The following is a 26,892-nucleotide window of genomic DNA, read 5'->3' on the forward strand; positions in this document are numbered from 1 at the left end:
TTATTCAACTTCAGTAACATGTTCACCTTTTCTTGTCATGATGAGACTTCTGTACTCACCATAATCAGCAGGTGATAATGTAGTCAAATCTTCTTTAGGTAAAGATGGATTTTCAGGTGGTAAAGTAGTTTCCCACTCAATGCCTAGTTTGTTTCTTTCTTCAATCACAATCTCTTTAAATTTGTGAATATCGTCTGCATGAAGGTCTCTGATTGATGCCATAGCCTCTTCATGACCCATATAGGCACATAATGCTACAGTGTAGCAGTCAGTACCTGCACGTATCATTCTAAGAGTAAGATTTGCATAGTGACAGTGTACACCGACAAAAACACACGCTTTGATCTTGTTATCCAAAATCGTCAGGTTAGGGTGATTAGGATTAATCTCTGCCTTCACATCGATTTTTGGATACTTTGGTCTGTAATCCGGCATTGGAATAATTTTACAGTTTGGAATTTCAGACGCCAGCTCTAAAAGCGCTTCTGCTTTTGCAGCTACATCATCTTTCCAGTCCCATAATACTTGTGGACCAGGGAAAATTGTCGGGTTATCTCGAGTCAGCAATGCTCTTGCTGCATCTCTCATAGCCTCTTCTTCACTTACTTTATTTCCATAAAGCAAAGCCTGCCCTTCAGGTGCAAGTTCAACTCCCATATATGGTGCCGATTGAGGCATATACCCAGCCGGACCTTCTGTTACTTTTTTTAACATTGTTACCTCCTTATTTAGTACGAATACGAAAAAGTTTCGATAAATTACATCGAAATGCCCTAACACGCAGTTAAGCTTAGTAACTATATTTTAATCTTAAGACTATCTTCCTTCATCTAGTTGAATTTGCGAATTATTATTATTAGCATTTTATATTATTATTTATAAGATAAGGATTCCAAATAAGCAGGGAAAACAGAGCTCCGCATATAGGAGGCTACAGGGGGTATAATTTCTCTTTGTCTTTACTCTTAAAGTAAACATAAAAAAATTATTTAATTTATCAAGATTAATTTTTTGGAAAAATTCTGTAACTTTTTCGCCTATTTCCCCTGTAGACGCTATTAGAATTTTAGTATCTGCAGGGAGTTAGGAGAGAAAGCATAAAGAAAGGTGTGTAGAATTTACACAGTATAAATTACTTATTTATACTGAATTGGGGAAGAACCAAAAAAGGAAATTTTTGACTGAGTAGTTTTATATCATCTTCTATGCTCTCACCGATAAAGATTAAGAGTGATTTTTCTTTATACTCCGGTAACTCTTCATAGCTGGCATCACCAAAGGAGTAATTGATAAATATAGGATTGGCGACATCAGTCACTTTTACAATACCTTTTGTCCTGTAGATGCTCTTAGGAAGGGCACTGAGGAGCTGGTCTATATCATTAAATGCCACATTGTCTTTGAGATAGGCTACTTTTTGGGTGATAGAGTCTTTGCCGGTATGATCAAGATGCTTGTAGTCTTTTGCCAGGCCGATGACTTCATCTATTTTATAAACGCCTTCAAATACCTCTTTGTTTACCAGACCCTGCTGGGCATAATGAATCATATAGTTGTTAAATACTGTCTCTCCTGTGAGATTGTTTTTAATGTTATACTCTTCTTTAATCTGTATAACCTCTTTTTTTACTTCTTCAAGCTGTGCAGGTGTTACCAAATCGACTTTATTGAGTATGATAATGTTTGAACCGCCCAACTGATACTTTGCGGTAGAGTTCTCTTTGTATGTATCAAAGTTTTTTGTATCGACAACACATATAATGCCCTCTATTGATATACCGAGGTTCTGCAAAGAGAGGAAAATCGGAAAAGGTTCTGATGCACCGGAGGTTTCTACAAAAATTATGTCAGGACTGTATTTGCTGATAATTTCACTCACACCGCTTTCAAATTCCTGTGCCAATTTACAGCAAATGCACCCTTCGGAAATTTCAAGTACCTCACTGTGTACATTTGTAAGAATTTTACTGTCAACTCCTACATCACCAAATTCATTGACAACTATTGCTATTTTCTTATCTTTAAAATATTTTTTGACAGTATTTGTAAGCATGGTAGTTTTACCAACACCTAAAAATCCTGTAATTATAAATGACTGTATGATGGGATCTTCCTTTAATGATATGGAATTATGTTTGTATAGAACAAATTGTTCTGGAGTATTATAGTATATTTTGGAAAAAGTAACTACTGTGTTGAATAACAGTAGTTACATTATGACTATTTTTTTGGAGATTCTAAAATCTGTTCAAATCCGACTTCTTTACACCAATCAACTGTCAAGTCAAATGCTGCTGAAGCAGTATCAAGATTTTTTTGAATAAGTTCTTTCTTTTTCTTGAACTTTTTCTCAATAACCGAGTCAAGTGTAGCCGTACCGCCGGAAGCTGTATATTTTTTCAGGAATCTGTCTTTGATTCCCTCTTCAATAGCCGGCTTGCTTACAGTGCCCAAAGCTCCAAAAAGTGCACCCAGCATTGCCATGTTTGTTGCAAGTTCAGTTCCTGCCATATCAATAGCAAACTGAGTAAAGTCTTTTGTAAGCACTTTTACATTCAAATCACTCAATGTTTTTTTATCATCATCAGTCAAAAGATCTCTGTCACTGTTGATGATTACAAGGCCGTTTTCTTTGATACCGGCATAAAAAGGCATTGTGTATGATTTACCCATAGTAATAACCTGCGGGTGAAAAATCATAATGATATCAGGGTAAATAACTTCCCCTCTGTCATAAATAGGCACTGTCCCTATTCTTGCATAACTTTCAGATGGCGCCATTCTCTTTTCAGCACCAAAAAACGGATTTGATACAGCATAGTAACCTTCTGTATCTGCAGCTGTAGCAGCAATGTGTGCTGCTGTTACCGCGCCTTGGCCGCCAAGGCCAGGCATTCTGATTTTTATTGAATCTTTTGCCATTATATACGCCCTTCTTCTTTACATTTTTTCAAAAATTCTTCTGCTTCTGGTGAAACATGTTTGTAAGATGCAAATCTGTCTTTATCCTGATCTTTCATCTCACCAAGGCCTTCATTTGCACTTAAACCGATTTCAAGAATACACGGTGTGTAAATATTAAGGAAAGTCGGTCCGATTTCTCTTGCAACCAAGATCGCTTCTCTGACTGCTTTGGCAACTGCTTTTGGAGCAGAAGCTGTCATGTTTACAGAGTAGTGACATCCTGAAGTCGTTGCCAATTCCCACATAGGAACTTTGTCAAACTTTTTACCAAGAGGCGCCATTTTAAAGACCTGTCCTTTGGCTGTAGCACCAGACTCCTGTCCTCCGGTATTTGCATAGACTTCATTATCAAAACAGATTGTAGTGATATTTTCCTGTCTAAAGAAAGACTGAAGTGTATAGTCAAGACCGATATCAACAGTAGCACCGTCTCCGGCTAAAACAACAACATCTTTCTCAATATCCGGAAATCTCCAGTCAAGCACTCTTTTGATTCCTGATGCAACCGCATTTTGGTTACCAAAAAGTGAGTGCACAGTATGAAGCGCGATATGCGGGAACATTAAAGATGTACAACCCGTAGAGTTTACAATAATAGTATCTTCCGGTTTTGGCAGTGCAGATAATACATATCTCAGAGCAGCCGCTTCAGGACAACCGGCACAGAGTGAATGCTCTTCAAGCAACTCTTTTGTGTCAGGAAGTTCTTTGATACCACGCGGTTTGTCCATTTTGACTGACCATGTAGCTTTTTCCTCAAGATCTATAATCTCTTGAGGCATAATATCACGAAATTCTGGATTTATTTTATAGATATCTAATGCCATCTTATGCTCCTTTTCCCGGGTTGATTTTTTCCATTACTTCCGCAATAATTGCTTCAGCAGGCATACTCATACCGCCAGCAACTCTCGGTCCGCCGATAATGTCTGCTTCACACTTGTTGTAGAGTTCTTTTCTTACTTCTTTTTCCAGCCATCCGACAACATTGAATTCAGGTACAAATATGTGTTTGATACCTTCAACAGCTGCAAGAAGTTCTTTCGCAGGGAAAGGTCTGATTGTTCTTAGCTTGATAACTTTTGTTTTGATACCAAGTTTCATAAGCTCTCTGTGTGCTTCTTTTGCCTGGTTTGATGCCGTTCCGCATGTTACGAATGCAATTTCTGCATCATCTTCACCGGTAATGTGAATAAGACCTTTCAAGTAATGCTCTGCATAAGGGCGTGAACGCTCTACCGCTGATCGTACTTCCCACTGCCAAGAAGCGTGTGTTGCATACGAAATATAGTTAGACTTCATTACAAATGGATCTCTTAAGAAACGTCCCGGAGGTGTTTCAGAATCAATCGGAGGCAACGGAGCTCTGTACGGATCATACGGCTCTAATGCTATATCATCAGCCGGAAGCATAACTGCCTCTCTTGTGTGTGATACAAAGAAACCGTCAACAACTGTAATAATCGGAACATGTACATCAGGCTTTTCAGCTACTGTAAATGCTGCAATTGACATATCGAAAAGTTCTTGAACATTTTCAGCATACCAAATCATACATCCGGTTTCAAGCATAAAAGAAACTTCCAGGTTGTCAGGTTGAATAGTCAGTGGCGAGTTAATACCACGGGCCATTAAAACCAGTTGACAGGGGATTCTTGTTCCAGACCACTGAGGAAAGTTTTCCATCGCTCTGAGTGTTCCCGGTCCGGAAGTTGTTGTCACTGTTCTGGCGCCTGCCATTGCACAGCCTGCAACTTCAGACATTACACCAAATTCGTTTTCCCCTCTAAAATAAGTACCGACATACCCTTCAGCCCATAATTCACCGATAAGGTGTGCTGCTTCTGACTGCGGTGTAATTGGGTAGGATACCGAGGCATCTACCGTACATCTTTTCATTGCTTCTTTTAAAACTTCAGAACCAGTCATGAAGTGTTTCTCTCTAGGAGCTTCGAAAAGCAAATAGTCTGTTGAAACTAATTTTTGTCCAGACCAGTTGTGTGTGTTTGTCATATCACTTCGTTTACTCATTGTTTTATACTCCCAACTCTGATTTAACTTCTTTAGCTATTTTGATGAACTTTTCAAGATCAGAAGCATGTTGGTCTCTAATAGTAGCCATTGCATCTTCATGTCCGGATAAAGCACACATTGCTATAGTGTAACAGTCTGTTTCTGCTCTAACAATCTTTAATGCAACATTTGCATAATGACAGTGAACACCGATAAAAATTGCTGCTTTGATTTTGTTTTCCCAAATCGTCAAGTTTGGATGATTTGGATTGATCTCAACTTCAGCATCAATTTTTGGATATTTTGGTCTGTAGTCATACATTGGAATCATGTTCGCATTCAGAACTTCTGCCATCTCTTTGATAAGAGTTGCTTTTCTTTTTGCTTCATCGCTCCATGCGTAAAGTACTTGTGGACCGGGGAAAATTGTTGCATTTTCTTTTGTCAACATCTGTTTTGCAATTTCTCTCATTGCCGTTTCTTCATCTACCACATCTTCTAATAAAAGTGCTTTTCCTTCTGGTGGTGTTATTACACCTTCATACGTAGCCGCAGGATATGGTGAATAATACGCAGGACCTTGGTTTGCCATAAGTTCTCCTATGATTTTTTTATTTTACTCTATTTTTTACTTAAATCTAAAACTTAGACTTAGACTGCTTCAACGTTAGGCATTTCCATCGTAATACAATCACGATTGAGCATATCAGTACATACGTATACACATAATGCACACCCTTTACATCTGTCTACATCAACCCAAGATGTATTTCCGCTTTTATCGAACATGAGTGTATTTGCTTCCGGGCAATACAGAGTACATGTATTACACTTGTACTCTGCACACATGTCAGCATTAACTTTTGCTACATAATACATTTTTTCTCCTATAAATGACTTAAACATAAAATACCAGTCTATTGAAAATTCAATCAATTCTAAGTATCTTTATCAATTTTGCGGCATCAAAAAATATAGAAATATACTTTTTATCAGCAACATTTTATGTTTTCAGTTGGGAGTTTACTTGGAAAGTCCTTTAAATTCTCTTTAATTTATGAGATAAATATTTTTTGTAAAACAATAAACCTGCACAAATAAGTTGTTTTGCCGGGTCTTATGCTACTTTTTGAAGCAATGAGGATATATTGGTGTTACAATATGTAGCACTTAGGATAGCCAGATTATCTCAAATGGCTGTATAGTGAGATTTAACCTAAATATTAGCTGTAGTAATCTGTGACTGATTCTATTTTTAGCCGAGCTTAAAAGTTATAATGTTTAAATTGCTGCCATATAAACAAAAAGGGGTTCCATATGGTTCAGGTTAATAGTATTATAGATCCGTCAGCACTTAATGATGTGTTGCATGGCTTAGAAGATGAGGGAATACAGGGTGTTACTGTAACAAGAGTATTAGGAAAAGGTTGCTGGGACGGTACAGAAACCGAATTGACAGAAAAGGTAATGGTTATTGTTATAGTTCCCAACAAGATATATAAAGACAAAGCAATGGAGGCTATTCGTGCAAATGCACAGGATATAGATCACGGTGCAGGAAAAATCTGGGTCGTGCCTGTGTTGGAGGTTGAACGTATCCGTACAGGTGAAAGAGATTTGGATGCTCTGCAAAAGACTATAGTGAAAAACAAAAAAAGATCGAATGATATTGATTTAGATGCTTTTAGTGCTATTGATACACCGGCGAGCTAAATATCTGCATTAGAAAACAGGAGTTTTAATGGAAAAAATTATACTGCTCATTCCGGGTATTCCTATTGTAATAGCATTTTTGCTGATTTTTGTGAAGAAAAAAGAGTTTATTCCGAAAATCAGTCTTATTTTGTCGAGTATGATAGCCTTGCTCGGACTGTACGGAGCGTATTATGTCATAAGTAATGATACACAAATCACGGGATTTGGCGGATTGCTTATATATAATCAGCTTTCAGCTGTTTTGGTACCCTATGTTGCAATTCTTGGTCTTGTCATTCGTAAATATGCTACGAAATACATGTGGGACGAAGCAGGGTATAAAAGATTTTTCATTCTTTTGAACTTTATTTTTGCGTCAATATATTTACTGGTTATGAGTAACAATCTGATTGTTTTGGCTCTGGCATGGCAACTGATGAGTATCGGTCTGTATTTGCTTGTTTCATTTAATGTCGGTTCAAAAACAGCTGTAAAAAATGCAAGATGGACTATGTACATACATAAAGGTGCCGATCTGGTTTTTTTACTGGCCGTGATACTGACCTATAAAACATTTCAGAGTCTGGACCTTGCAACATTGAGCGAAAAGTGGCTTCTTATGTCCAAGGGTCCGGTTGAAGATCCTGTGATCTTTGTTATAGGACTGCTTTTCTTGATTGCCGCGATGATGAAATCGGCAATAGTGCCGTTTCATATCTGGCTGCCTTACACTTCAGAAGCACCAACTCCTGTATCGGGATTGATGCATGCCGGTGTTGTCAATGTTGGCGGTATACTGCTCAATAAGCTTGCTTACCTGTTGATGCTGACTCCGGGTGTGCTTAATATTGCTTTTGGCGTAGGCCTTTTTACGGCAATATTTGCATCGGCTTTAATGCTGGTAGTCTCAGATATCAAGCGTTCTCTTGGATACTCTACCGTAGGACAGATGGGGTATATGATCATGGAAATCGGTTTGGGTGCATTTTCACTTGCCATCTATCATCTTATTGTGCATGGTATATTCAAGGCAACACTTTTCCTGGAATCAGGCGCTTTGATCAAATATGCCCGACATGATCCTAATATACCCGAACGCCTCTCCTATAAAGTATTTTGGGAGGATAAAACAGGCAACAGGAGCAACAGACTCTTTTATCTTATTGCAATTTTTACCATTTTGCCTGTTCTGGCTTTTATAGGTGTGAAAATGGTATTGAGCGAAGAGTTCTTTGAATTTAATGCGGCTATTGTTATACTGGCCTTTGCCTGGTTGACAGGAACTCAGCTTTTCCTGTCATTCTTTAAAGTGTCAAAATCTGACTCGATACAAGTCATTCTGGCACTTGTCAGTACATTTGTTCTGATTTTGTTTACCTATGAGTTTATCGGTCTGACACTTGAGCATTTTTTATATGGTGAGGATGCCTTACTCTTTTACAAAGCGGCAACACTGAATGTGACGATGGCAAGTTCCATGGTTATGCTGGCTGTCATTATGACCATTGGCTGGCTCTTTATGTATAAACAGCATTTTGTGGAAATTCCGAATGCCGACATAAAACCAAATAAAATGAAGTGGCTTTTTTACAAACTGCTGGCAAAAGAAGGGTTCTATTTTGAAATATTTAAGCGTTCTAAAAAAGGGAGACTATGATATCTAGTATTTTATTATTTGTATTGGCTGCAGGATTTCCTTATTATATTTTCCTGGAAAAAAGCAAGAAGATTGGCAGTAAAGGTATCTTTTTATTGAGCGGATTTTTGCTTTTATGTGCAATTGTTCTCTCTTTTTTTATAGTAAATGAACATCCGACTTCACTTGTCATGATATCTTTTTTCAGTGCATTGTATACTATATACAGGGCTACAAAAACAACAAATTTTTATAAACTCGGATACTATTTTGTTTTTATAAATGCTCCGTTTTTTATGCTTTTTGAAGACAAGGGAGCCTTTTACAGTCTCTCTTTGCTGGTTTCTCTTCTTGGGATCTATTTTATAGGAAGGTTTTATGAAAAAAATTACGGCAGTGCAAATTATCTTGCCGTAAGAGGTATAACACTTGCCACACCTTATCTGAGCATCTATATCACTGTGTATCTGCTTTGTATAGCTCTCTATCCTCCCTTTCCCAATTCGCTCTTTTTTTTGAATTATCTCTTTACGGGGGAACCGTTTGGGCTTTGGTCTATAGTTGTTATAACGCTTTTTATAGGAAACTTTTTCTTGGCTATGAGAGTTATGGAAAAGTCACTTTTTGGAAAGCCGAATTTAAATATTCACTATGTGGATTTAACTTTTAGAGAAAAACTGTTGCATTTATCTGTTGTTACAGTCTTACTCGGACTGAGTATATATGGACTGAAGGAGCTGCTTTTATGAGTACAATCATGCAAAAACTTGATGCTGTCAAATCAACGGTACCCCATTACTGGCCAATCGGTGCATTTATTCATCACAACCCTTTAAAAGGTTTTGAACATCTCCATTTTAAAGAGGGAGTGGCCAAGGCGCAGAGTATCTTTGGCGGGAATGTTTACATGCAGCCGTCGTATTATCTGAATCTTTACAAAGAAGGCAAAATCAATTCTGATTTGCTCGAAGCAAACTTAAAAGAGATACTCAAAAGTGACGGATTGCAAGAACATTATGATCTGGCAAAAAAATGTCTGATAGAAGTCAATCCGAAATGGAACAGTCTTAGAAGTACTGCAGATTTAAACGAACATGAAATTGATGAAGATCTGTTGGCATATCTTGATGAAAAGTTTTTCTATCACAATAAAGAAAAGTGGATAGAAAAACTGACAAAGCATATGACACTCTATGAGATCAATGATATTCTTTTTGATCGTGATGACAAAGAGATGATAGAAAAAGATATTATTGAGTATATCACCAGGTTTTTGGATGAAGAACAGACAACCATCACTATGCCAAACAGAGAACTGGGAATGTTTGAAACATTCAAACTGTATGAAAACTTTGACTATGCGAAGGATTCCGAATCTTTTGTAAATGAGACCCTTCAAAAGCTGAAAGTGAAAAATGTTGAGCAGTATCTACTGGCGCATATTTTAAAACTGCACGGATGGGCCGGATTTATAAAGTACCGTTCCGAGGATCCTGACTATTTTTCACAGCAGGAGTATCCGTCATCACTGATGGACTATATGGCTATCAGACTCTATTTTGAACTTGCCTACCTTCAGCACAGACAAATCAAGAACTTTGAACTGCTGGACTCTTTTGTGCAAAAAAACAGTGCCTGCGTCATTTTGAAAATACTGCAGGCAAAAGGGGATCTGCCCGGCAAATATATAGATGCTATACAGGAGCATCAAAATTATGAGCAGATTTTGGAAAATTATGTGCAGGATGAACTGAAACTTGATGCCAAGCAGGTGCACCTCTCAAGTGCCCAGCTGAACAATAAAGAGATTGCCTTGACAGAGTTGGCAAAAATCATGGAGACATTACGCTCCCATGAGGGATATATCTGGCTGAAGTCTCTTGAAGACAGCTATATTCATGCTTTTATTGATGAGATGAAACTGACTCAAACAGTTAATGGGCAGAGACCTCTGGCTTCTGCCACATTTTGTCTGGACGTACGTTCGGAACTGATGAGAAGGTCTCTTGAGAGCAGAGGCAGTTATGTAACATACGGGGCAGGAGGTTTTTTGGGTTTTCCTATTGCCTTTGTGGAGTTTGACAAGGCGCATGAACAGTTTTTATGTCCGGCGGTGGTAAAACCCGGCAATATTATATTTGAACTGCCAAAAGAAGCGCATGAAGAGTACAGTTCGAAAAAAATTATGAACAAAACTACGAAAAAAGTTTTAAGTGATCTGAAAAACAATCCTTATACTCCTTATATAATGGTAGAGGCAATCGGCTGGATCTTCGGAATAAACCTTTTTGGAAAAACATTTTCTCCAAGAAAAACAAACAGGTTTTTGTCCGGCTTTAAGGCACAAAAACCTAAAACCACATATACTCTGGACAAACTCTCAGATCAAGAGATAGAAATGTATGTCAATAAAATGCACAGATATGTGATTGCAGAAGCTTTGAAAAACAGTGCATCGCAGGAGTATACGGCAGAAGAGATTCAGTCCATTCGCAATCATTTGGTTTTTGAAGAAGAGTTGTCACTGGATATTCCAAAAGAGTTGCTGGAAAAACTGCGCACAAAGTATAAAATAACACGAAAAGATTATGAGTATCAGAAGAACAAACTCAAAATGGTCGGATTTACTCTTGAAGAGAAAGTGCAATACCTCTACAGCTTTTTGATGATGATAGGCCAGGTGGATAATTTTGCCGAGTTCGTCATTCTCTGTGGACACCAAAGTGTTTCGGACAACAATCCGTTTGAGTCGGCACTTGACTGTGGCGCATGTGGCGGGAGCAGCAGTTTGCCAAACAACAGAGCTCTTTGTATGATAGCCAACTCGCAAGATGTAAGAGAGGCCATAGCCAAAAAAGGTATTGTCATTCCTGATGATGTTAAATTTATGCCGGCTTTACATGTAACGAGTACAGATGAGATAAAGTTTTATGATACAGACATCCTAACGCAAGAAGAGATGACAAAATTTACAAAAGTTATGAAGGATTTTGAAGAAGCTTCAAAAATTTCGCGCCAGGAGAGAATCACCCAGTTGCCGTATACAAATACCCAGGAAGATATCATTGTAAAATCAATGGACTGGTCAGAACCAAGGCCGGAGTGGGGATTGGCAGGAAATATGGGTGTTTTTGCCGGTCCAAGAAGTTCTATAAAACATATGGCATTTAAAAACAGACTCTTTATGCACTCGTATGAGGCTTCTTTGGATAATGAAAATGCGGATATTCTGACAAAAATTTTCAACGGACCTCTTATTGTAGGCGAGTGGATCAACATGGAACACTATTTTTCTACAGTAGACAATGCCGTTTATGGGGCAGGTTCCAAAGTCTACCACAATATTGTTGCCAAAGTCGGGGTTTTTAACGGTAATTACGGTGACCTTAAAATAGGACTTCCTACGCAATCTGTTATGCTGGAGGGTAAAGCCTACCATGAACCTGTCAGATTGCTTACGTATATGGAAGCTCCTTTGGAAGCAGTGGGCAAGGCGGTTGAAAATTCGGTGGCCAAAGAGTTTATTTTAAATGAGTGGATACGACCTGTTATCATTGACAAAAAAGCGAAGAAGGTATATTCGTATGAATCAGGTGATTTTAAAGTTATAAAAGAGTTTTAATAGTATGTTTTCTTAACCATACTTTTAAGCGCAAAGTGATATAAACAGAGATTACTCTATACAAAGGAAATATTAATGTATACAATAGAAATTGACAAAGAATGCAGTTGCTTTAAAAAAAGCGGGTTTGAAAACAATATGACATTTGATTCAAGAGAAGACATGATCAACAAGGCAAGAGTGTTAGAGTGTCGTATGAATCAAGAGTTTTGCATGAAACACTTTTTTCAGGCTGTAGATTACGGTGACAAAATCATCATTCACAGTACTGTAAGACCTGTGGAAGACGAAGATGAAGATATCGAGGATGCAAGAGACCTGGTGCAAAGAAGCGGTGTAACCATCGGATTTGACGCAAGTGAAAGCACACCAAACGGAAAAGAAAACTGCAGCACTCCAAGTTCTGATTTTTAAAGCCAGGCATCTTTTTTGGAACCGGTACTTCAGTGCCGGCTGTTGCAATAGTCCTGCCACTCTCAGCCGGCACTGAAGTACCGGCTTTGTGCCTTTGAAGACTAAGGGCTGGGTTAAACCCCGGGTTCCAAGCAAACGTCAAATTTTTTGAAAGCTTTCTTACTCTCCGTAAACTGTAATACAGGATTGTCGGTCATAATCCCACAGTAAAAATGTTTTATATTTAAATTCTGTATCAATATGTTTTATTTTTGAAATTTGAGCATTTCTTGCTGCAGTAATAATACTTGTGTCTTTATCTGCATCTCCTAATTTATAGCATAAGGTTGATTTTTTTAACGTGTCAATTTTTGAATAATCTACTTGATTTCCATCATAAACCATATTTGCAGGAGTTGCAATCATTTTATGTGCACATCCACTAAATCCCATTGTCAGTGTTATCGCTGTTAAGGCTAAACCAATTTTTTTTGTCATATATAATCCTTTTATTGTGATAAAATAATAAAAACAAAAATTATTAAATATATTTGTTTTTATTTTTGAATTTGTATAATATATGATAGTAGATAAAGAAAAGCTGAATAGCAAACAGGTAAAATTACTTTTACAGTCTTTTGCTATACTTACAAAAAAAGTGAGTGAAATTTGATGCAGGATTATCTTATTGTCTTTATTGTGCTGTATATGCTTTTGGAGTTTTATGAAGTGCAGTGGCAAAAGGCTGGGACACTTATGGACATGTTGGCACGGATGTACCGCTATTATCATAAAAATGTTCTTCTTTTTCTGATTATGCACCCGACCTTTTATTTTGCCGTCTGGTTTTTGTTTTATACCCACTATAATCCCTATGCTTTGGCATTACTCTCTTTTAAAACTGCTGATATTGTAAGTAAAATTATTATGATTGATCAGGTTTTTATAAAAAAAGAGATATCAAAAGAGTTTGCCCAGGTATTGCTGACTCCCATAGGACCGTATTTGCCGTATGTGGGACTTTTGCTTTATCCGTTTTTTATCTATATGGCCTCAGTGTGAAAATACAGAAGATAGAAAGACAGATAAAGAAAAGAGCACTGAAGACCCCTTTTGTTACCGCGCTGCGACGGGTGGAAAATGTTGAATTTATACGGCTAAAGATTACATGTGACAATGGTCTGTTCGCTTATGGTGAAGCGCCTGCCACCAAAGCAGTGACAGGAGAAGACCTGCAAAGCATTGCAAATGCGATTGGCGGGTTGCAAGATGCCTTGCTTGGCCTGACGCCGGGTGAGGCTTTACATGTAATCCATGGCAGTACAATGGGTTCGAGTGCAAAAGCCGCTCTTGATATGGCAGTTGTCTCTTTGCTGGCACAACAGAATAATCAGACACTGTTACAGTATCTCGGTACAAAAGATTTTTCTCCGATTTTTACCGATATTACTGTCAGTCTCAATGATGCAGACATAATGCTCTCAGATGCGAAAAAAGCTTTTGACAATGGATTTCATATTTTAAAAGTAAAGCTTGGCAGTGATCTGGAGCATGCTGTTGCAGTTACAAAAATGATTAGTGAAACGCTTGTAGATGCAGAGGTGCTCATAGATGCCAACCAGGCGTGGAATCTTGAACAGTCACTGTACTATGTTGAGGCGGTAGCGGGATTACATGTAAGCCTGATTGAACAGCCTGTAGTTGCAGATGATTTACAGAGCCTCAAAACAATAACCCAAAAAAGCACTGTTCCCATTCTTGCGGATGAAGCGGTATTTACTCTTGAAGATGTAAAAAAAGTGTATGAAGAGGGCTGTGCAAATATGATAAATGTCAAACTGATGAAGTGCGGCGGTGTGAGCAGGGCACAGGAGATTTTGGAATATGCCAGATCCAACAACATAGAGTGTATGCTGGGGTCTATGCTGGAGGGACCTGTCTCTATACATGCGGCTCTTTGTCTTGCCTTTGCATACAGAGATGTTGTAAAGTATGTAGACTTGGACTCTCCTTTATTGTATAAAGATACGCCTGAGATTTTTGGAGAATTTGGTATAATACGCAACACAATACAGAGTCTTGCAGGTTCGAACATTTATAAAGGTTGAGAAATGAAATATGATTTTTCCGGGGTTTTAGAGGGTGATTCGGAGCTGATTTATACCGAACTCAGAGACAGATATTTAACCTGTATAGAATCATATGCCTGTGAGCAGGTGATAAAAAAGTTTTATCTGCGAATTATTAATTTATTTCATCAGTCATTCACTTCGAATGATATAAATACTCTCTACAAAGAGCTGGCAATGTATAAAATTTCGATGAATGTTCCCTACATTATTATGACCAACGAAATATACGGGCTGAAAAACCTTTTGTTATCCAGAATTGCGCAAAATATTGAGAGTAATAAAATTTTGAATCTCATATCCCTGTTTAAAGAGATAAACAATGGTGTTGCCTATATCTATCTCTCGAGATATACACAGGAGATTTATACGGTCAATAATAATCGGCTCAGTTCTTTATCTGATCTTTTGGACAAAGACATTATCATAAAACATTATGAAGCGCATTTAAACTGGCTGAATGATTTGGCAAAACATATTAACAGTTTTGACAAAAATGATTTTCCCGAACTTGACGGGATGCAGTGTGAATTTGGACACTGGCTGCACAACAGTGCAAAAAAAATCATCCAAAACAATTCAAAGCTCAAGGCTCTGACACGGTTGCATAATGATTTGCATATGTTTGCAAAGAAAATATTTGTAAATTTAAAAACATCGGAGTATCATGTACTTATCTCCTATTTGGAAAAATGTGAGCTTATCTCTTTGAGCATCGGTACAGAGTTGGCACTTATTGACAATATCGAGATGAATAAAAAAATGACCAAGGACAATCTGACAGGTGCGCTCAATCGAAATTCCCTGGAACTGATATTTAAAACCCAATACGAACTCTCTTATGCCACAGGGAACTCTTTTGTTCTTGCAATGTGTGATTTGGATTATTTTAAAAATATAAATGATACCTACGGGCATGTCGCCGGAGATAAAATGTTGCATTTTTTTGTTGCAATTGTGAAAAAACATATCAGAACTTCTGATATTGTCATCCGATACGGAGGCGAAGAGTTTATGATAATTCTCTCAGCCATACAAAAAGAGGCAGGTTTCAAAGTATTGGAAAAGATACGCCAGGCTTTTGAAGCCGCGGTACTTGAATCGGATGGACAAAAGTTACAGGCCACTGTAAGCATGGGGGCTATGTGGATTAAGCCTGATAAAGTATACAGGCATACCCTGCTTGACGAATATGTAATGATTGTGGATAAGATGCTTTACTGTGCCAAAGAGAACGGAAGAAACACGATTGAGGCTATTTAGAGACAACAAATCTCAGCCAGACAAAGCCCAAAAAACCTGCAAGCAATGAGGCCAGCAGTATTCCTGTTTTTGCCTGAAAAATCAGTGTGCTGTTGCCTGCAAAGGCCAAATCAGCGACAAAAATACTCATCGTAAAACCAATACCGCCCAAAATGGCAACACCAAACAGCTGACTCATGCTGCTGTTATGCGGCAGTCTGGCAATGCCGAGCTTCACACTCAGGTAAGAAACCCCGAATATACCAATGACCTTGCCCAGCAGAAGCCCAGATACTATACCCAGGGAGACAGGATTGGCTAGACTTTGACTAAATGATGTAAAATCCAAACTGACACCGGCATTTGCAAGTGCAAAAAGAGGAATGACAAAGAGTCCTATGGGAAGATGAAGCGCATGCTCAAGCCTCAGAGCAGGAGAACTTACCAAGTCAATTCTGTCTTTGAGGTTTTGCAAAAGGGCTCTTTGTTTTTCATGCATTGTGTGATCGGTGGCAATGGGATAGTTGTCATATTCGTCAAGCAGATTTTTTGTATGTGTTGTAAAATCCAAAGGAGTATAGCTGGGCTTGGAGGGAATTGCAAAAGCGGCAATAACACCGGCAATTGTCGCATGGATACCTGATTCGAGCATAAACAGCCACATAAAAATGCCTACAATGAGATAGGGCAAAAGCATGTGAATGCCAAAACGGTTAAAGGCCACCATAATGAAAAATGACAAACCTGCCAGAAAAAGAGGGAGAATATGAATTTGTTCGGTGTAAAAAAGTGCAATAACTACAACGGCCCCAAGATCATCTACAATAGCAAGCGCAATCAGGAATGTAACAAGTGCCGGAGAAATTCTGCGTCCTAAAATCACCAAGGCACTGATGGCAAATGCTATGTCTGTGGCCATTGGTATGCCCCAGCCGTTTGCACCGGGACCGTCTGTATTGATGCTCATATATATGAGTGCAGGAAAAACCATACCGCCGACAGCTGCAAAAATAGGCAAAATGGCAACTTTGATATTTGAGAGTTCTCCGATGAGAATTTCCCGTTTGATTTCAAGTCCTATCAAAAAGAAAAAGAAGGTCATCAGTCCGTCATTTATCCAATGGCTGAGTGACTGTGAAAGTTTCCATGAACCTATAGAAACAGATATGGGCGTATGAAATATATCATAATAGAGTCCGGAAAAAGGTGAGTTGGCAAGGATAAGAGCAAGAATAGTTGTAAAAAATAAAATAAGTCCCGTAGTTGTTTGTGCATGAATGAAATTTTCCAAAGGAGTGGAAATTTTTTCAAAAGCTTTTTCCCACGGTGCGTATAACTTCATTTGCCATTCCTTAAATATCAGAGATCAATTATAACACTAAATAAGAATAAGTTGAAATATGTGTATAATTTGTGTATGAATTTACAGAATTTGAAAAATAAGACCATATTGCTGCTTGGAAAGAGCAGGGCTTTTAGTGAAGATGAGTTTGTGTCACAGCTGAAGTTTCATAATATTACCCTGTGTAAAGAAGTTACCAATGCGGTTACTCTTGTTGTTGAGGGGCGCATGATGAGTCCGTATGAGCAAAACCTGAGTGATACCCTTTATGAAGAAGAAAAATATGAGTTTATGAATATAGATTTGTTTGAAAAACTTTTGGCAGAAGAGATTGACAGCGATACGCTGCTTATGAGTCTCAAACTCTCCAATGACAAAAAAAGATTAAAAAGTTTTTTGCAAAACAGCTGTATAGAAGATGCGCTTTTTTTTAAACTCTTAAAAATGTACTCTTTTGGCGGTGAAGATTTTTTCGAAAATGATGACAATCGTGATGTCTCTGCTGCTTTAATAGCAAGGTTTTATGAAAATATAGAGAGAAACCATAATGTACAGTATGCGACAACGGGAATTTATCATCTGATAGTACAAACAAAAAACGAACAGCTTTTAGAAGCCATTGCTTTTTTGGAGCCGAGCAAAAAACATCCCAAAATTATAAAAGCACTTGCCCTGCATGAAAAAACGCCCACAAATGTGTTGAAAATGTTTTTAAAAAAAGGGGATGAAGCAACAAAAGAAGCGATGGCGTACAATGTCAATCTGGATAAAAATATAGCCCGTGAGTTGATAAAAAATAAAAAACTTGCCGAGATTGCAGCACAGAATATCAGGCTCGATGAGGAGATGTTCTCACTTTTGTCTGAGTGCAAAAATGCTTTGGCGGCAAATGAGACCTTAAATGAAGCTATGCAGCAGGAGCTTGTTACATGTAACGATGAGACAATTCATTTTGCTTTGGCTGCAAACAAGTGCTTACATGTAATTACATGTAAACAGCTGCTTTGTCTAAATAATGAGAGAATCAGACAAGTAATTTATGCCAACAGTGCAACGCCGAGAGATATTCTGAAGTCTGCCTATAAAGAGGGAAACTACAGTGAATCGCTGAGTCGCAACAATGCGACACCGCAAAATATTTTGGAAGAACTTTTTAAATGCGGGGATGCACAGATACTTCTGAATTTGGCAAAAAATGAAAATACTCCGGTAGATATTTTATATCAACTGCAGCTTGAGAGCCGTTTTGAGCGGGCAGTCAAAACAAACAAAACCTTTTCAAAACATATACAAAGTGAAAATATAGGATGGTTAGTATGAGAGCAGGAGAATTGACACAGGCTCTGCAGGCACTGGTCTTGCAAAAAGTGCCCACATTTCTGTGGGGAGCACCTGGAATTGGAAAGTCTTCGATTGTCAAACAGATTGCAGAGAAAAACAAGCTTGGTTTTATTGATTTGCGTTTGGCTTTGATGGACCCGACAGATTTAAAAGGCATCCCTTTTTATGACAAAGAGTCACACACCGCACTTTGGGCTCCGCCTGCTTTTTTACCGAGTGAAGGCCAGGGGATTTTGTTTTTGGATGAGCTTAACTCTGCAGCGCCTGCCGTGCAGTCTTCGGCGTATCAGTTGATACTTGACAGACGTGTCGGTGAATATGAGTTGCCTGAGGGATGGGCTATAGTTGCTGCGGGAAACCGTGAGGGTGACAGAGGCGTGACCTACCGGATGCCGGCTCCTCTGGCAAACCGTTTTGTGCATTTTGAACTGGAAGTGAGTGTGGATGACTGGCGCAACTGGGCATACAAATCCGGACTTGACAGTCGCATAATTGCCTACATAAGTTACAAAAACGAGCATCTCTTTACCTTTGATGCAAAAAAAGAGCATAAAAGTTTTGCAACACCCAGAAGCTGGGAATATGTCGGGAGTATTTTACAAAGTGCTCTGCCTGCATCTGTGCTTTTGGAAACAGTGAGCGGTGCGGTAGGACGGGATGTTGCCGTTTCATTTTTGAGTTTTTTAAAAGTGATGGACAGGCTGCCCGATATTGGGAAGATACTCAGTGCAGATGATTTTGTTTACAGTGATGAGGTCGATGTTTTGTATGCTTTGAGCTCTGGACTGGTGAGTCACTATCTGCAAAATCCAAGCGATGAGCGATTGGAAAATTTACTCCGATATACGCTCAAGCTCAAAGGGGAATTTGCCGTGATGATAGCACAGGATTTACAACGAGCGGGCATCACTATGGAAGGCTCAACTGTCTTTAAAGAGTGGGTAAAAAAGTTTTCCTATCTGTTGCAATAGCCGACACGAACACACTGGTCTCAAAGGGTGTTTTTCCCGGAATCCGTACTTTAGTCCGGGCTGAGAATGACAAGAAAGTTCAAACAGTCGGCACTGAAGTACCGATTCCGGGAGGATGTGTAGTTTTTTCGGAACGCGGACTTCAGTTTGGCTACCAAAATACAGCATCTCTTCGGAACCGGTACTTTAGTGCCGGCTGTTGCAATAGTCTTGCCACTTTCGTCCGGACTGAAGTTTGCGTTCCGAAAAACAGGAGTGAAGGAAAAATATGCAAAAAACAGAAGAAAAAATCTCGCAGGCAAAAGCAAAACTTTTGCTTGAATATCCTTATTTTGGAACCCTTGCCTCCAAAATCGATGTTGTGATGAATGATGATATTGAAGCCTTTAAAAGTGACGGTAAAAAGCTTGAGATCAACAGCGATTATCTGAAAAATCTGGAACTCAGTGAAATGGAATTTGTCTTTGCCAACGGGGCGATGCATGCCAGCCTGGCTCATGAGATGCGTAAAAACAAACGCAGTGGCTGGCTCTGGCAGATGGCTACGGATATGGCAGTCAATGATATGCTTGTACAAAACGGCTTGGATATGCCCTATGGTGCACAATACAGGGAACGTTTCAGCGGGATGTATGCAGAGGAGATTTATGCCGAGTTAAAAGATGATATTCTGCGTGATGACGAAGACTTGGAGTATGAAGCCGATGATGCAGGTGATGTAGAGCAAAAAGAGAACAATGAGCAGGAGCAACAGAGTTCAGAACAACAGTTGCAAGAAGAAATTTTGCAAGAACAGCTTTTTGCAGAGGAAGCCATTGCTCTTTTGGAATCCAAAATGCACAAAGGTGAAGCACCGGTGACGATTGAGCGTTTTTTCCAACTGAGTGATTTTGGAAAAATTGACTGGCGAAATGAACTGAGGATTGCACTTGACCCGTATTTTCGAGATGATTATGTCATGATGCCGCCTTCTAAAAAACTGCTCTACAGCGGTATATACCTGCCTTCGAATATTTCTCAGACCTTCCGTCTTGTGATTGCAGTGGACAGTTCCGGCTCCATTGATACAGTGCTTTTAAATGAATTTTTGAGTGAAGTAAACTTTTTAATGACATTGGTGCAAAATTATCAGATTGAACTGCTTGTATGCGATGAAAAAATCCAATCACACAGTACTTTTTATAGTGGAGAAAGATTGGAAATTGATATAAAAGGCGGCGGGGCAACAGACTTTCGTCCTGTGTTTTACTTTATAGAAGAAAACTTTGATGATGTGAAACTGCTTTTGTATTTTACAGATCTGGCAGGAGTTTTTCCGAAAAATGCACCGGATTATGAGGTGAAATGGATAAGTTCCAAGGAAAAGGAACTTCCGTTTGGAACACTGATAAAGATGAATCAGGCTTGAAAAACAACCTGGTTTCTTCCGTTCTTTTTTGCATTGTATAAAAGCATATCGGCTGCATTAATATTCTCCTCAAGAGATTCCTCTTCGTTAAAGAGTGTTGCACCTATTGAGACAGTGAAATTTATATACTTGTCATCTTTTAGGTGATATGAGAATTTTTCCACTTCTTCTCTGAGCCTGTTGAAAATTTCTTCTGCACTGTACTGATTGATATTTTTCAGTACAACACAAAATTCTTCTCCTCCAAACCTTGCTACAATATCATGCGGATTTGTAGAACTTCTCAGGATATCTGCGAGGGCGATGATGATTTTGTCTCCTGTATCATGACCATAAGTGTCATTGATATTTTTAAAGTGATCTATGTCTATCATCGCGATGGCAAATCTTTCACCGCTGTTTTTAACTTCGTCGATATATTCATTTATTGTGTCAAAAAAGTATCTGCGGTTATACAGCCCTGTGAGGTAGTCACGGTTTGCGTAGTTTGTGATCATCTGTATATTTTCCAAAGCTTCTATGGAATTGTTAATGCGGCAGGAAAATTCCTCTTTGGAAAAAGGCTTTTTAACATAGTCATTTGCTCCGTGTTTTAAAAAGAGTGCCGTTATCTCTTCATCTTCATTTGAAGAGATGACAAGAATACAGAGTTCGTTTTTGGTATATGTTTTTCTGATTTCTATGGTTAACTCCAAACCATCCATGACAGGCATATTGTAATCAGTCAGAACAAGAGAGATGTCAGGTTGGGATTTGAGCATACCGATCGCTTCTTCTCCGTGGGCAACGCTGATGACCTGAAAAAAAAGATTTTCAAGCATTGTCTGCATCTGCTGTCTAAAGATTCTCGAATCATCCACTACAAGCACTTTGTGCTTTTTGTTGTTTTGCAGACGCTCTATGGTGTGGATGATGTAGTTTATGTCATCTACACCGCTTTTGTTGACATAGTCAATAATATTTTTTTGAAGAATTTTTTTTCTGAATTCTTTGTCAATATTACCGCTTAAAACTATGGCATGAATCTTTTTTTGCGTTACATAATCAACAATCTCTCCGTTTGGCGCATCAGGCAGGTTGATATCCAAAAGTGTAACGAAATAGGAATACCGTGCGATAAAGAGTTTTGCTTCTGCCATTGTGTACGCCACATCGACTTCCAAATCAAGAGCAGAATGTAGCTTTTTTGCAATAAGTTTTGCCAGTGTTTTATTATCTTCTACAATTAAAATTTTTTTATTCATATTTGAACGAATCCTATTATGTTATAGAGAAAGTATACAGTTATTAATCTGAGATTATACTAAGAATGGCTATTATCCGTGTATGAATTATAAAGCCTTGATACTTGATAAATTAGACAGGAAACAGAATATTTTTTTAACAGGCGGTGCCGGTGTTGGAAAAACGACTGTTACAAGAGAAATTATTGCAGCATTTGAGAGGGAGGCAAAAAAAGTTGCAAAACTGGCTTCAACCGGAATGGCAGCTACACTTATAGGCGGGCAGACACTGCACAGCTTTTTTGATTTGGGGATTGCTTCGGATGTGGATGAGTTGCAAAAAAATGCAAAATTTGAAATTAAAAAGAAGATTAAAAAACTGATATTGAGCATGGATTTAATCGTTATTGATGAGATTTCCATGGTCAGTGATACACTTTTTGCAATGATAGAACTGCGTCTTAAGCAGGCAGATTTTAATGGCTCTTTGCTGGTCGTAGGTGATTTTTTGCAACTCCCTCCGGTTGTACGCGGTTATGGCGAAGTAAAATTTGCTTTTGAATCACCTGCCTGGCAGAATTTCTCTTTTGAAACAGTGGAACTGACACATATTTACAGAACAGATGATCTTCGTTTCATAGAGCTTTTACATGCAGTGCGATTTGGCAGGATAGATGAACAGACGCATAATCATCTGAACGAATTTATAAAGCCATTGCCAAATGATTTGAGTCAGTTTACATTTTTGTTTGGAAAAAATGTTTCGGCTGCAAAACACAATAAAGCCCAGCTTGATTTTATAGATGAGGCTTTACATGTAAAGGAAGCACAGATTGTAAAACATCTCAAATCAACGCAGGACAAAGAAGTGGAGCGTTTTATGGATGATGCCAGAATAGATAAAGAACTTGCATTGAAAGTGGGTGCTCCTGTTTTGTTTACACGAAACGCCTGGAACTACTTTAACGGAGAAAGAGGCACTGTTGTGAATGTGGATGAGCGCTATGTGTATGTGCAAAAGAGTGACGGCAAAGTGGTAAAACTTGAGCCGAGTGCACAAAGTAAGGCCGTATGGAAAGAAAAGAGTGTAGAGGGAAAAAAAGAGATGGTGGAAGAGAATGTTTTTACGGTCTATCAGTTTCCAATAAAACTTGCGTTTGCGATAACCATCCATAAGTCACAGGGGATGTCCATCGAAGATTTGATTATAGAGACCAATGAGATTTTTGCACCTTCTCAGTTTTATGTGGCACTTTCACGTTCCTGTAATCCTGCAAGACTCACACTTATTGCCCCAAAAAGGCAATGGTATGAGCTTGCATATGTAAATCCAAAAGCTTTGAATTTTGTACAAAAGGAAGAGGCTTGTTGAAAAATGTAGAGAGCGGCATACTTTTTATGCTTGGTGCGGCTTTGATTTCTGCACTCAACGGAGCGTTGACTAAAATACTCTCCGAAGATATTTCTGCTTTGGAAATTGTCTTTTTTCGCAATCTTATCGGAATTTTTATCATACTGTATGCGCTGCAACATACGGCACCAAAACTTACAGGCGGAAAGATTTATATGCTTTTTACCCGCGGGCTTTTTGGATTTATGGCAATGATCCTCTTTTTTTATACCATTAGCGTTATTCCTTTGGGCGAGGCGATAACTCTGAACAAAACTTCTCCCTTTTTTGTAACACTGTTTGCCTATTTTCTTCTGCATGAACGTTTAAACAAAAAAACACTGCTGGCACTGTTTATAGGCTTTTTCGGCGTTGTTCTCATAACCAAACCTTTTGGAATGAGCTTTTCATATACCCATTTCCTGGGTATTTTGGGCGGTTTTTTTGCAGCAGCAGCATATACAACGATAAAAAAAATAAAAGATATATATGACTCACGTGTGATTGTCCTCTCCTTTGTGGGTGTAGGAACATTTTTGCCGGCATTGTTGTTCCTGACTGCACCCTTTGTCAATGCTCCTGCTTCGTTAAGCTTTTTGTTCCCTGAGTTTATTTTGCCGACTACATTGCATGTATGGCTTTTGGTGGTTTTTATGGCATTTATATCGACACTCTCTCAATGGCTCCTGACAAAAGCATACAGTGCGCAAAACTTAAGTATTATAGGTGTTGTCAGTTATACAAATATTCCCTTTGCCATAGGTTTTGGGTATCTGCTTGGTGACAGTTTGCCGGATATATTGACATTTACAGGCATAGCCTGTATTGTATTTGGAGGTATTTTGGTAAGCAGGCGTTAAAGAATGAAATTATTTCATTCCACTTGCTGCAAGGGTTTAAGAGTATACAAACCACCATATATATTTATTAAAATTCCATCAGGGAGTTTTTTTCGAAGCTTCTTTATAAGTGTTCTTATAGAAGCAGCACTGTATTCTTTATCATTGTCCTCCCAAATGTTAACAAAAATATCAAATGAATTGAGCGATTTGTTTACATTGAGACATAATAGATGCAAAAGTTTCGTTTCATAATTACTTAACAAAATCAATGTATTATTGACAAAATATTCTTTTGTATCCAAATTATATGTTGAGATTGTATTCAAGTGTATAATATTCTTGGTAAAAGATTCAGTTTTTAATAATTCCAATGCTATATCTATACTCTGTGTTAATTCTTTTCTTTTGATAGGTTTTACTAAATAGTTAAGCATTTGCATACTTAAAGCCTCAAGCAGTTTTTCTTTTTCAGAGTGTGCAGTAAGTATAATGATTTGTGTATGTTTGGAGATTTTTCTTATCTTTTTTGAAAGTTCCAAGCCTGATAAAAAGGGCATTGTAATATCTGTAAGAACAATGTGAGGGGAATGTGTCTTGTATAAACTAAGCGCTTCTTCTCCGTTGTCAGCCTCATAAACAGTACAATTGTATCGACTTTTTATATAGGCAATATGATTTTTCCTTGTGGTGTACTCATCTTCTGCATACAGTAGTGTAAAATTTTTCATAATATTATGCTAAACAGCGCTCCTTTTTGAGTGTTTTTGACATACAATTCTCCTTTTAGACTATTTTCTACCAGCATCTTTGCCATATATAGACCAATACCGATTCCGTTTGATTTAAATTTGGTTGTGAAGTAGGGTTCAAAAATTTTCTCTAAAATTGTTGTATCTATACCGCCTGCATTGTCTTCAACTTCAATAATGGCTTTTCCATCTGCATTCTTTAATGTAATATGAATTTTCCTATATTCCATATTTTTATTTTTAAATGCATCGACAGCATTAATTAAAAGTACATGAAGGACTTGAATGAAATCATTGCTGTTTATCTTTGCCGAAATGCTTTGGGAAATATCTACTTTTACTGTTATTGTTTGTAGTTTTGTATCGATTAATCGTAGTGCCTGAGAGATAAGGTCTTCTAATTTTGCTACGGTTATATTTTTAGAGCTCTCTTTAAAATAGTTGCTGAAATTTTCAATAGTCTGGGACATGTGTTGTGTAATTGTTTCTATTCGTTCTATATCTGTATCTAGTGTTTTTGGTGTAATTTTTTTTGTATAAAAATCAGCATCAATTTTCATTGCTACTGCATTAAGTTCAGATAATGGCTGTCGCCATTGATGCGCAATATTTTGTAACATTTCTCCCATTGCAGCTAATTTGTTTTGGCGCTGGAGATGATTATTTTTATGTTGATTTTCTCTTTGCAGCGTGTGTATTTGTTTTGATAATATTATGGAAAAGGAGAAAATTTCAAAAATAACAGTTATCTCAAAGAGGTATGCAATAGGTTTGCTTAAAAACCCTACATAGTAAAGCATGGTAAAAATCATTCCACCTAGAGAAACTCCCCAAATAAAAGCAAAATATTTTGCATATTTTTCTTTTTTTGTTACTGCAAGATAGATACTGACAGCCTCTAAATATAAAGCAAAAATAATGGCCAAAGGTGTCATATATTTTAGAAGATAATTCTGGTGTGAATTAAACAGAACAATCAAGACAATTAAAAACATAATTAACACAAAGGAATAATAAATTTTATTATAATTATGTAAATTTAAAAATTTATTGACAAAAAGAAAAATGGAAAAGACTACTATAGCCAAATAATAAACAGGCATATATGCCTGTTGGTAAATCAGTGTTTGGTTGTCTTGCAGAAAATATGCGATCATACCGCTTAAAGAAAGGTGATGTATAAAAATCATTGCTATAAAAAGAGCATAATAAAAATAACTTGAATTGTCACTGTGAATACTTATACTTATTGCATAGATAAATGCAACAAGCAAAATACTAAAAAAAACAGTTAAGAGAAGCTGATGACGAAGTTCTTCATTTTTATACACTTTGTAATCTTGTAGTTTTAGATGAAAATGGAGCGAGTGGGTCATAGGACGAAGTGCAAAAAGAAAAGTTTTTTCTTCATGGGGACGAAGTGAGACTTCAAATGTGAAAAAAAGTTCGTTTCTGAATTTTTTTCTTTGCAGAACACCGTTTTTCTCTTTTCTTTTGAGTGTATTATTCGCATCGATTTCATAAAAATCGCAAACAGCAAGGTTTGGTGCATCAAGGGTAAAATAGCGTATTATTTGTTTGTTTGAAGTGTTTTTAAGAATAGATTTTATCCAAAGTGTGTCTTTGAAAATATATCCAAAATTAAAAAAATCTTTTGTGCTGTTTTGAAATAATATTGATTTTTGCAGTATGTCACTCACTGATTTTTGACTGTTTTTATCTAAAAACCAGGAGCTTTCTTTCAAGACATTAAGATTATTTGTATTTTCGCTTATACTCGTAATGCTTTGTGCATTAACAGATAATTGCATCAGCAAAAGAAGAGAAAAAAAATACTTATATGTTGAAAATTTCAATAATGGGCCTTATGCAGTTGCAATATTATTTCGAAAGTGTATCATTTTTACATAAAGAGAATCTTTTTATCCGTTT

24 protein-coding genes are annotated in these 26,892 nt (G+C 37.7%); 13 read left to right on the plus strand and 11 right to left on the minus strand.

Translation table 11 applies throughout. From position 1 onward, the window contains the following. From MLC35_RS02235 to MLC35_RS02260, 6 genes are all read right to left on the minus strand, one after another. Positions 1-678 (minus strand): carbon monoxide dehydrogenase beta subunit family protein, encoded by a 678-nt coding sequence (locus MLC35_RS02235; RefSeq protein ID WP_346389315.1) that lies wholly within the window; start codon positions 676-678, stop codon positions 1-3. Positions 679-1,132: 454 nt separating this feature from the next. Continuing rightward, complete coding sequence (locus MLC35_RS02240; protein ID WP_346389571.1) at positions 1,133-2,125, minus strand: GTP-binding protein; 993 nt, start codon at positions 2,123-2,125, stop codon at positions 1,133-1,135. 95 nt (positions 2,126-2,220) lie between these two features. Next, the gene (locus tag MLC35_RS02245) at positions 2,221-2,922 is read right to left on the minus strand and encodes a 2-oxoacid:acceptor oxidoreductase family protein (protein ID WP_346389316.1); all 702 of its coding nucleotides are present in this window, start codon (positions 2,920-2,922) and stop codon (positions 2,221-2,223) included. Continuing rightward, positions 2,922-3,791 (minus strand): thiamine pyrophosphate-dependent enzyme, encoded by an 870-nt coding sequence (locus MLC35_RS02250; RefSeq protein ID WP_346389317.1) that lies wholly within the window; start codon positions 3,789-3,791, stop codon positions 2,922-2,924. Before MLC35_RS02250 ends, MLC35_RS02245 begins: the two co-directional genes overlap by 1 nt. A gap of 1 nt (position 3,792) precedes the next feature. Beyond that, positions 3,793-4,995, minus strand: coding sequence for a transketolase C-terminal domain-containing protein (locus tag MLC35_RS02255; RefSeq protein WP_346389318.1), 1,203 nt, complete (start codon positions 4,993-4,995; stop codon positions 3,793-3,795). A 4-nt stretch (positions 4,996-4,999) separates the two neighbouring features. Then, positions 5,000-5,569 carry a carbon monoxide dehydrogenase beta subunit family protein gene (locus tag MLC35_RS02260; RefSeq protein ID WP_151901043.1) on the minus strand — a complete coding sequence of 190 codons (570 nt, stop codon included), beginning with the start codon at positions 5,567-5,569 and terminating at the stop codon, positions 5,000-5,002. Between the two features lie 725 nt (positions 5,570-6,294). Here MLC35_RS02260 and MLC35_RS02265 point away from each other — a divergent pair. The 5 genes from MLC35_RS02265 (at position 6,295) to MLC35_RS02285 (ending at position 12,344) form a co-directional block, all read left to right on the plus strand. After that, entirely contained in the window at positions 6,295-6,690 is a 396-nt protein-coding gene (locus tag MLC35_RS02265; protein ID WP_151901041.1) for a P-II family nitrogen regulator, read from the plus strand. 28 nt (positions 6,691-6,718) lie between these two features. After that, complete coding sequence (locus MLC35_RS02270; RefSeq protein ID WP_151901039.1) at positions 6,719-8,329, plus strand: proton-conducting transporter transmembrane domain-containing protein; 1,611 nt, start codon at positions 6,719-6,721, stop codon at positions 8,327-8,329. Further along, a complete protein-coding gene (locus MLC35_RS02275; protein ID WP_346389320.1) occupies positions 8,326-9,057 on the plus strand; it encodes a hypothetical protein in 732 nt (243 codons plus the stop codon). The genes MLC35_RS02270 and MLC35_RS02275 overlap by 4 nt, the downstream gene beginning before the upstream one ends. Beyond that, the gene (locus MLC35_RS02280; RefSeq protein WP_434637615.1) at positions 9,054-11,930 is read left to right on the plus strand and encodes a putative inorganic carbon transporter subunit DabA; all 2,877 of its coding nucleotides are present in this window, start codon (positions 9,054-9,056) and stop codon (positions 11,928-11,930) included. Before MLC35_RS02275 ends, MLC35_RS02280 begins: the two co-directional genes overlap by 4 nt. A gap of 75 nt (positions 11,931-12,005) precedes the next feature. Continuing rightward, complete coding sequence (locus tag MLC35_RS02285) at positions 12,006-12,344, plus strand: hypothetical protein (protein ID WP_151901036.1); 339 nt, start codon at positions 12,006-12,008, stop codon at positions 12,342-12,344. Positions 12,345-12,503: 159 nt separating this feature from the next. Here the strand turns inward: MLC35_RS02285 and MLC35_RS02290 are convergent, their stop codons facing one another. After that, positions 12,504-12,821 (minus strand): hypothetical protein, encoded by a 318-nt coding sequence (locus MLC35_RS02290; protein WP_434581087.1) that lies wholly within the window; start codon positions 12,819-12,821, stop codon positions 12,504-12,506. A 174-nt stretch (positions 12,822-12,995) separates the two neighbouring features. Here MLC35_RS02290 and MLC35_RS02295 point away from each other — a divergent pair, with 174 nt between their 5' ends. Genes MLC35_RS02295 through MLC35_RS02305 form a run of 3 tightly spaced genes read left to right on the plus strand, consistent with a single transcriptional unit; the run spans position 12,996 to position 15,715 of the window. Beyond that, positions 12,996-13,385 (plus strand): hypothetical protein, encoded by a 390-nt coding sequence (locus MLC35_RS02295; RefSeq protein WP_434637617.1) that lies wholly within the window; start codon positions 12,996-12,998, stop codon positions 13,383-13,385. After that, a complete protein-coding gene (locus MLC35_RS02300; protein ID WP_434637621.1) occupies positions 13,382-14,431 on the plus strand; it encodes a dipeptide epimerase in 1,050 nt (349 codons plus the stop codon). Before MLC35_RS02295 ends, MLC35_RS02300 begins: the two co-directional genes overlap by 4 nt. Positions 14,432-14,434: 3 nt before the next feature. Then, on the plus strand, positions 14,435-15,715 hold the full coding sequence (locus tag MLC35_RS02305) for a GGDEF domain-containing protein (protein WP_434637623.1): 1,281 nt from the start codon (positions 14,435-14,437) through the stop codon (positions 15,713-15,715). Here MLC35_RS02305 and nhaA read toward each other — a convergent pair. Then, positions 15,708-17,036, minus strand: a complete 1,329-nt coding sequence (gene nhaA, locus MLC35_RS02310; protein WP_151901033.1) for a Na+/H+ antiporter NhaA — start codon at positions 17,034-17,036, stop codon at positions 15,708-15,710. The genes MLC35_RS02305 and nhaA overlap by 8 nt on opposite strands. A 90-nt stretch (positions 17,037-17,126) precedes the next feature. On the opposite strand from nhaA, the gene MLC35_RS02315 reads away from it, so the two are divergent. The 3 genes from MLC35_RS02315 (at position 17,127) to MLC35_RS02325 (ending at position 20,756) form a co-directional block, all read left to right on the plus strand. Next, positions 17,127-18,356, plus strand: coding sequence for a hypothetical protein (locus MLC35_RS02315; RefSeq protein ID WP_434637625.1), 1,230 nt, complete (start codon positions 17,127-17,129; stop codon positions 18,354-18,356). Continuing rightward, on the plus strand, positions 18,353-19,348 hold the full coding sequence (locus MLC35_RS02320) for an AAA family ATPase (RefSeq protein ID WP_434637627.1): 996 nt from the start codon (positions 18,353-18,355) through the stop codon (positions 19,346-19,348). The genes MLC35_RS02315 and MLC35_RS02320 overlap by 4 nt, the downstream gene beginning before the upstream one ends. Before the next feature lie 268 nt (positions 19,349-19,616). Then, positions 19,617-20,756, plus strand: coding sequence for a vWA domain-containing protein (locus MLC35_RS02325; RefSeq protein WP_346389330.1), 1,140 nt, complete (start codon positions 19,617-19,619; stop codon positions 20,754-20,756). On the opposite strand, the gene MLC35_RS02330 is transcribed toward MLC35_RS02325, so the two are convergent. Then, a complete protein-coding gene (locus MLC35_RS02330) occupies positions 20,747-22,000 on the minus strand; it encodes a GGDEF domain-containing response regulator (protein WP_434637630.1) in 1,254 nt (417 codons plus the stop codon). The two genes, MLC35_RS02325 and MLC35_RS02330, sit on opposite strands and share 10 nt — an antisense overlap. An 82-nt stretch (positions 22,001-22,082) precedes the next feature. On the opposite strand from MLC35_RS02330, the gene MLC35_RS02335 reads away from it, so the two are divergent. Beyond that, the gene (locus MLC35_RS02335) at positions 22,083-23,351 is read left to right on the plus strand and encodes an ATP-dependent DNA helicase (RefSeq protein WP_434637632.1); all 1,269 of its coding nucleotides are present in this window, start codon (positions 22,083-22,085) and stop codon (positions 23,349-23,351) included. After that, positions 23,345-24,229 (plus strand): DMT family transporter, encoded by an 885-nt coding sequence (locus tag MLC35_RS02340; protein ID WP_434637634.1) that lies wholly within the window; start codon positions 23,345-23,347, stop codon positions 24,227-24,229. The genes MLC35_RS02335 and MLC35_RS02340 overlap by 7 nt, the downstream gene beginning before the upstream one ends. A gap of 14 nt (positions 24,230-24,243) precedes the next feature. Here the strand turns inward: MLC35_RS02340 and MLC35_RS02345 are convergent, their stop codons facing one another. Together MLC35_RS02345 and MLC35_RS02350 are read right to left on the minus strand one after the other, a co-directional pair. Continuing rightward, positions 24,244-24,939: a response regulator transcription factor gene (locus MLC35_RS02345; RefSeq protein WP_434637636.1), complete on the minus strand. Its 696-nt coding sequence runs from the start codon at positions 24,937-24,939 to the stop codon at positions 24,244-24,246. Continuing rightward, positions 24,936-26,816, minus strand: coding sequence for a sensor histidine kinase (locus tag MLC35_RS02350; protein WP_434637638.1), 1,881 nt, complete (start codon positions 26,814-26,816; stop codon positions 24,936-24,938). Before MLC35_RS02350 ends, MLC35_RS02345 begins: the two co-directional genes overlap by 4 nt. Positions 26,817-26,892: the final 76 nt, after the last annotated feature.

It is taken from the genome of Sulfurimonas sp. NW7 (assembly GCF_051132265.1).
Taxonomy (GTDB): Bacteria; Campylobacterota; Campylobacteria; order Campylobacterales; family Sulfurimonadaceae; genus Sulfurimonas; species Sulfurimonas hydrogeniphila.

Coding starts and splice junctions, on each gene's coding strand:
- MLC35_RS02235 (WP_346389315.1), bottom strand. CDS start 678: ATGCCTCAATCGGCACCATATATGGGAGTTGAACTTGCACCTGAAGGG.
- MLC35_RS02245 (WP_346389316.1), bottom strand. CDS start 2,922: ATGGCAAAAGATTCAATAAAAATCAGAATGCCTGGCCTTGGCGGCCAA.
- MLC35_RS02250 (WP_346389317.1), bottom strand. CDS start 3,791: ATGGCATTAGATATCTATAAAATAAATCCAGAATTTCGTGATATTATG.
- MLC35_RS02255 (WP_346389318.1), bottom strand. CDS start 4,995: ATGAGTAAACGAAGTGATATGACAAACACACACAACTGGTCTGGACAA.
- MLC35_RS02260 (WP_151901043.1), bottom strand. CDS start 5,569: ATGGCAAACCAAGGTCCTGCGTATTATTCACCATATCCTGCGGCTACG.
- MLC35_RS02265 (WP_151901041.1), top strand. CDS start 6,295: ATGGTTCAGGTTAATAGTATTATAGATCCGTCAGCACTTAATGATGTG.
- MLC35_RS02270 (WP_151901039.1), top strand. CDS start 6,719: ATGGAAAAAATTATACTGCTCATTCCGGGTATTCCTATTGTAATAGCA.
- MLC35_RS02275 (WP_346389320.1), top strand. CDS start 8,326: ATGATATCTAGTATTTTATTATTTGTATTGGCTGCAGGATTTCCTTAT.
- MLC35_RS02280 (WP_434637615.1), top strand. CDS start 9,054: ATGAGTACAATCATGCAAAAACTTGATGCTGTCAAATCAACGGTACCC.
- MLC35_RS02285 (WP_151901036.1), top strand. CDS start 12,006: ATGTATACAATAGAAATTGACAAAGAATGCAGTTGCTTTAAAAAAAGC.
- MLC35_RS02290 (WP_434581087.1), bottom strand. CDS start 12,821: ATGACAAAAAAAATTGGTTTAGCCTTAACAGCGATAACACTGACAATG.
- MLC35_RS02295 (WP_434637617.1), top strand. CDS start 12,996: ATGCAGGATTATCTTATTGTCTTTATTGTGCTGTATATGCTTTTGGAG.
- MLC35_RS02305 (WP_434637623.1), top strand. CDS start 14,435: ATGAAATATGATTTTTCCGGGGTTTTAGAGGGTGATTCGGAGCTGATT.
- nhaA (WP_151901033.1), bottom strand. CDS start 17,036: ATGAAGTTATACGCACCGTGGGAAAAAGCTTTTGAAAAAATTTCCACT.
- MLC35_RS02320 (WP_434637627.1), top strand. CDS start 18,353: ATGAGAGCAGGAGAATTGACACAGGCTCTGCAGGCACTGGTCTTGCAA.
- MLC35_RS02325 (WP_346389330.1), top strand. CDS start 19,617: ATGCAAAAAACAGAAGAAAAAATCTCGCAGGCAAAAGCAAAACTTTTG.
- MLC35_RS02330 (WP_434637630.1), bottom strand. CDS start 22,000: ATGAATAAAAAAATTTTAATTGTAGAAGATAATAAAACACTGGCAAAA.
- MLC35_RS02335 (WP_434637632.1), top strand. CDS start 22,083: ATGAATTATAAAGCCTTGATACTTGATAAATTAGACAGGAAACAGAAT.
- MLC35_RS02345 (WP_434637636.1), bottom strand. CDS start 24,939: ATGAAAAATTTTACACTACTGTATGCAGAAGATGAGTACACCACAAGG.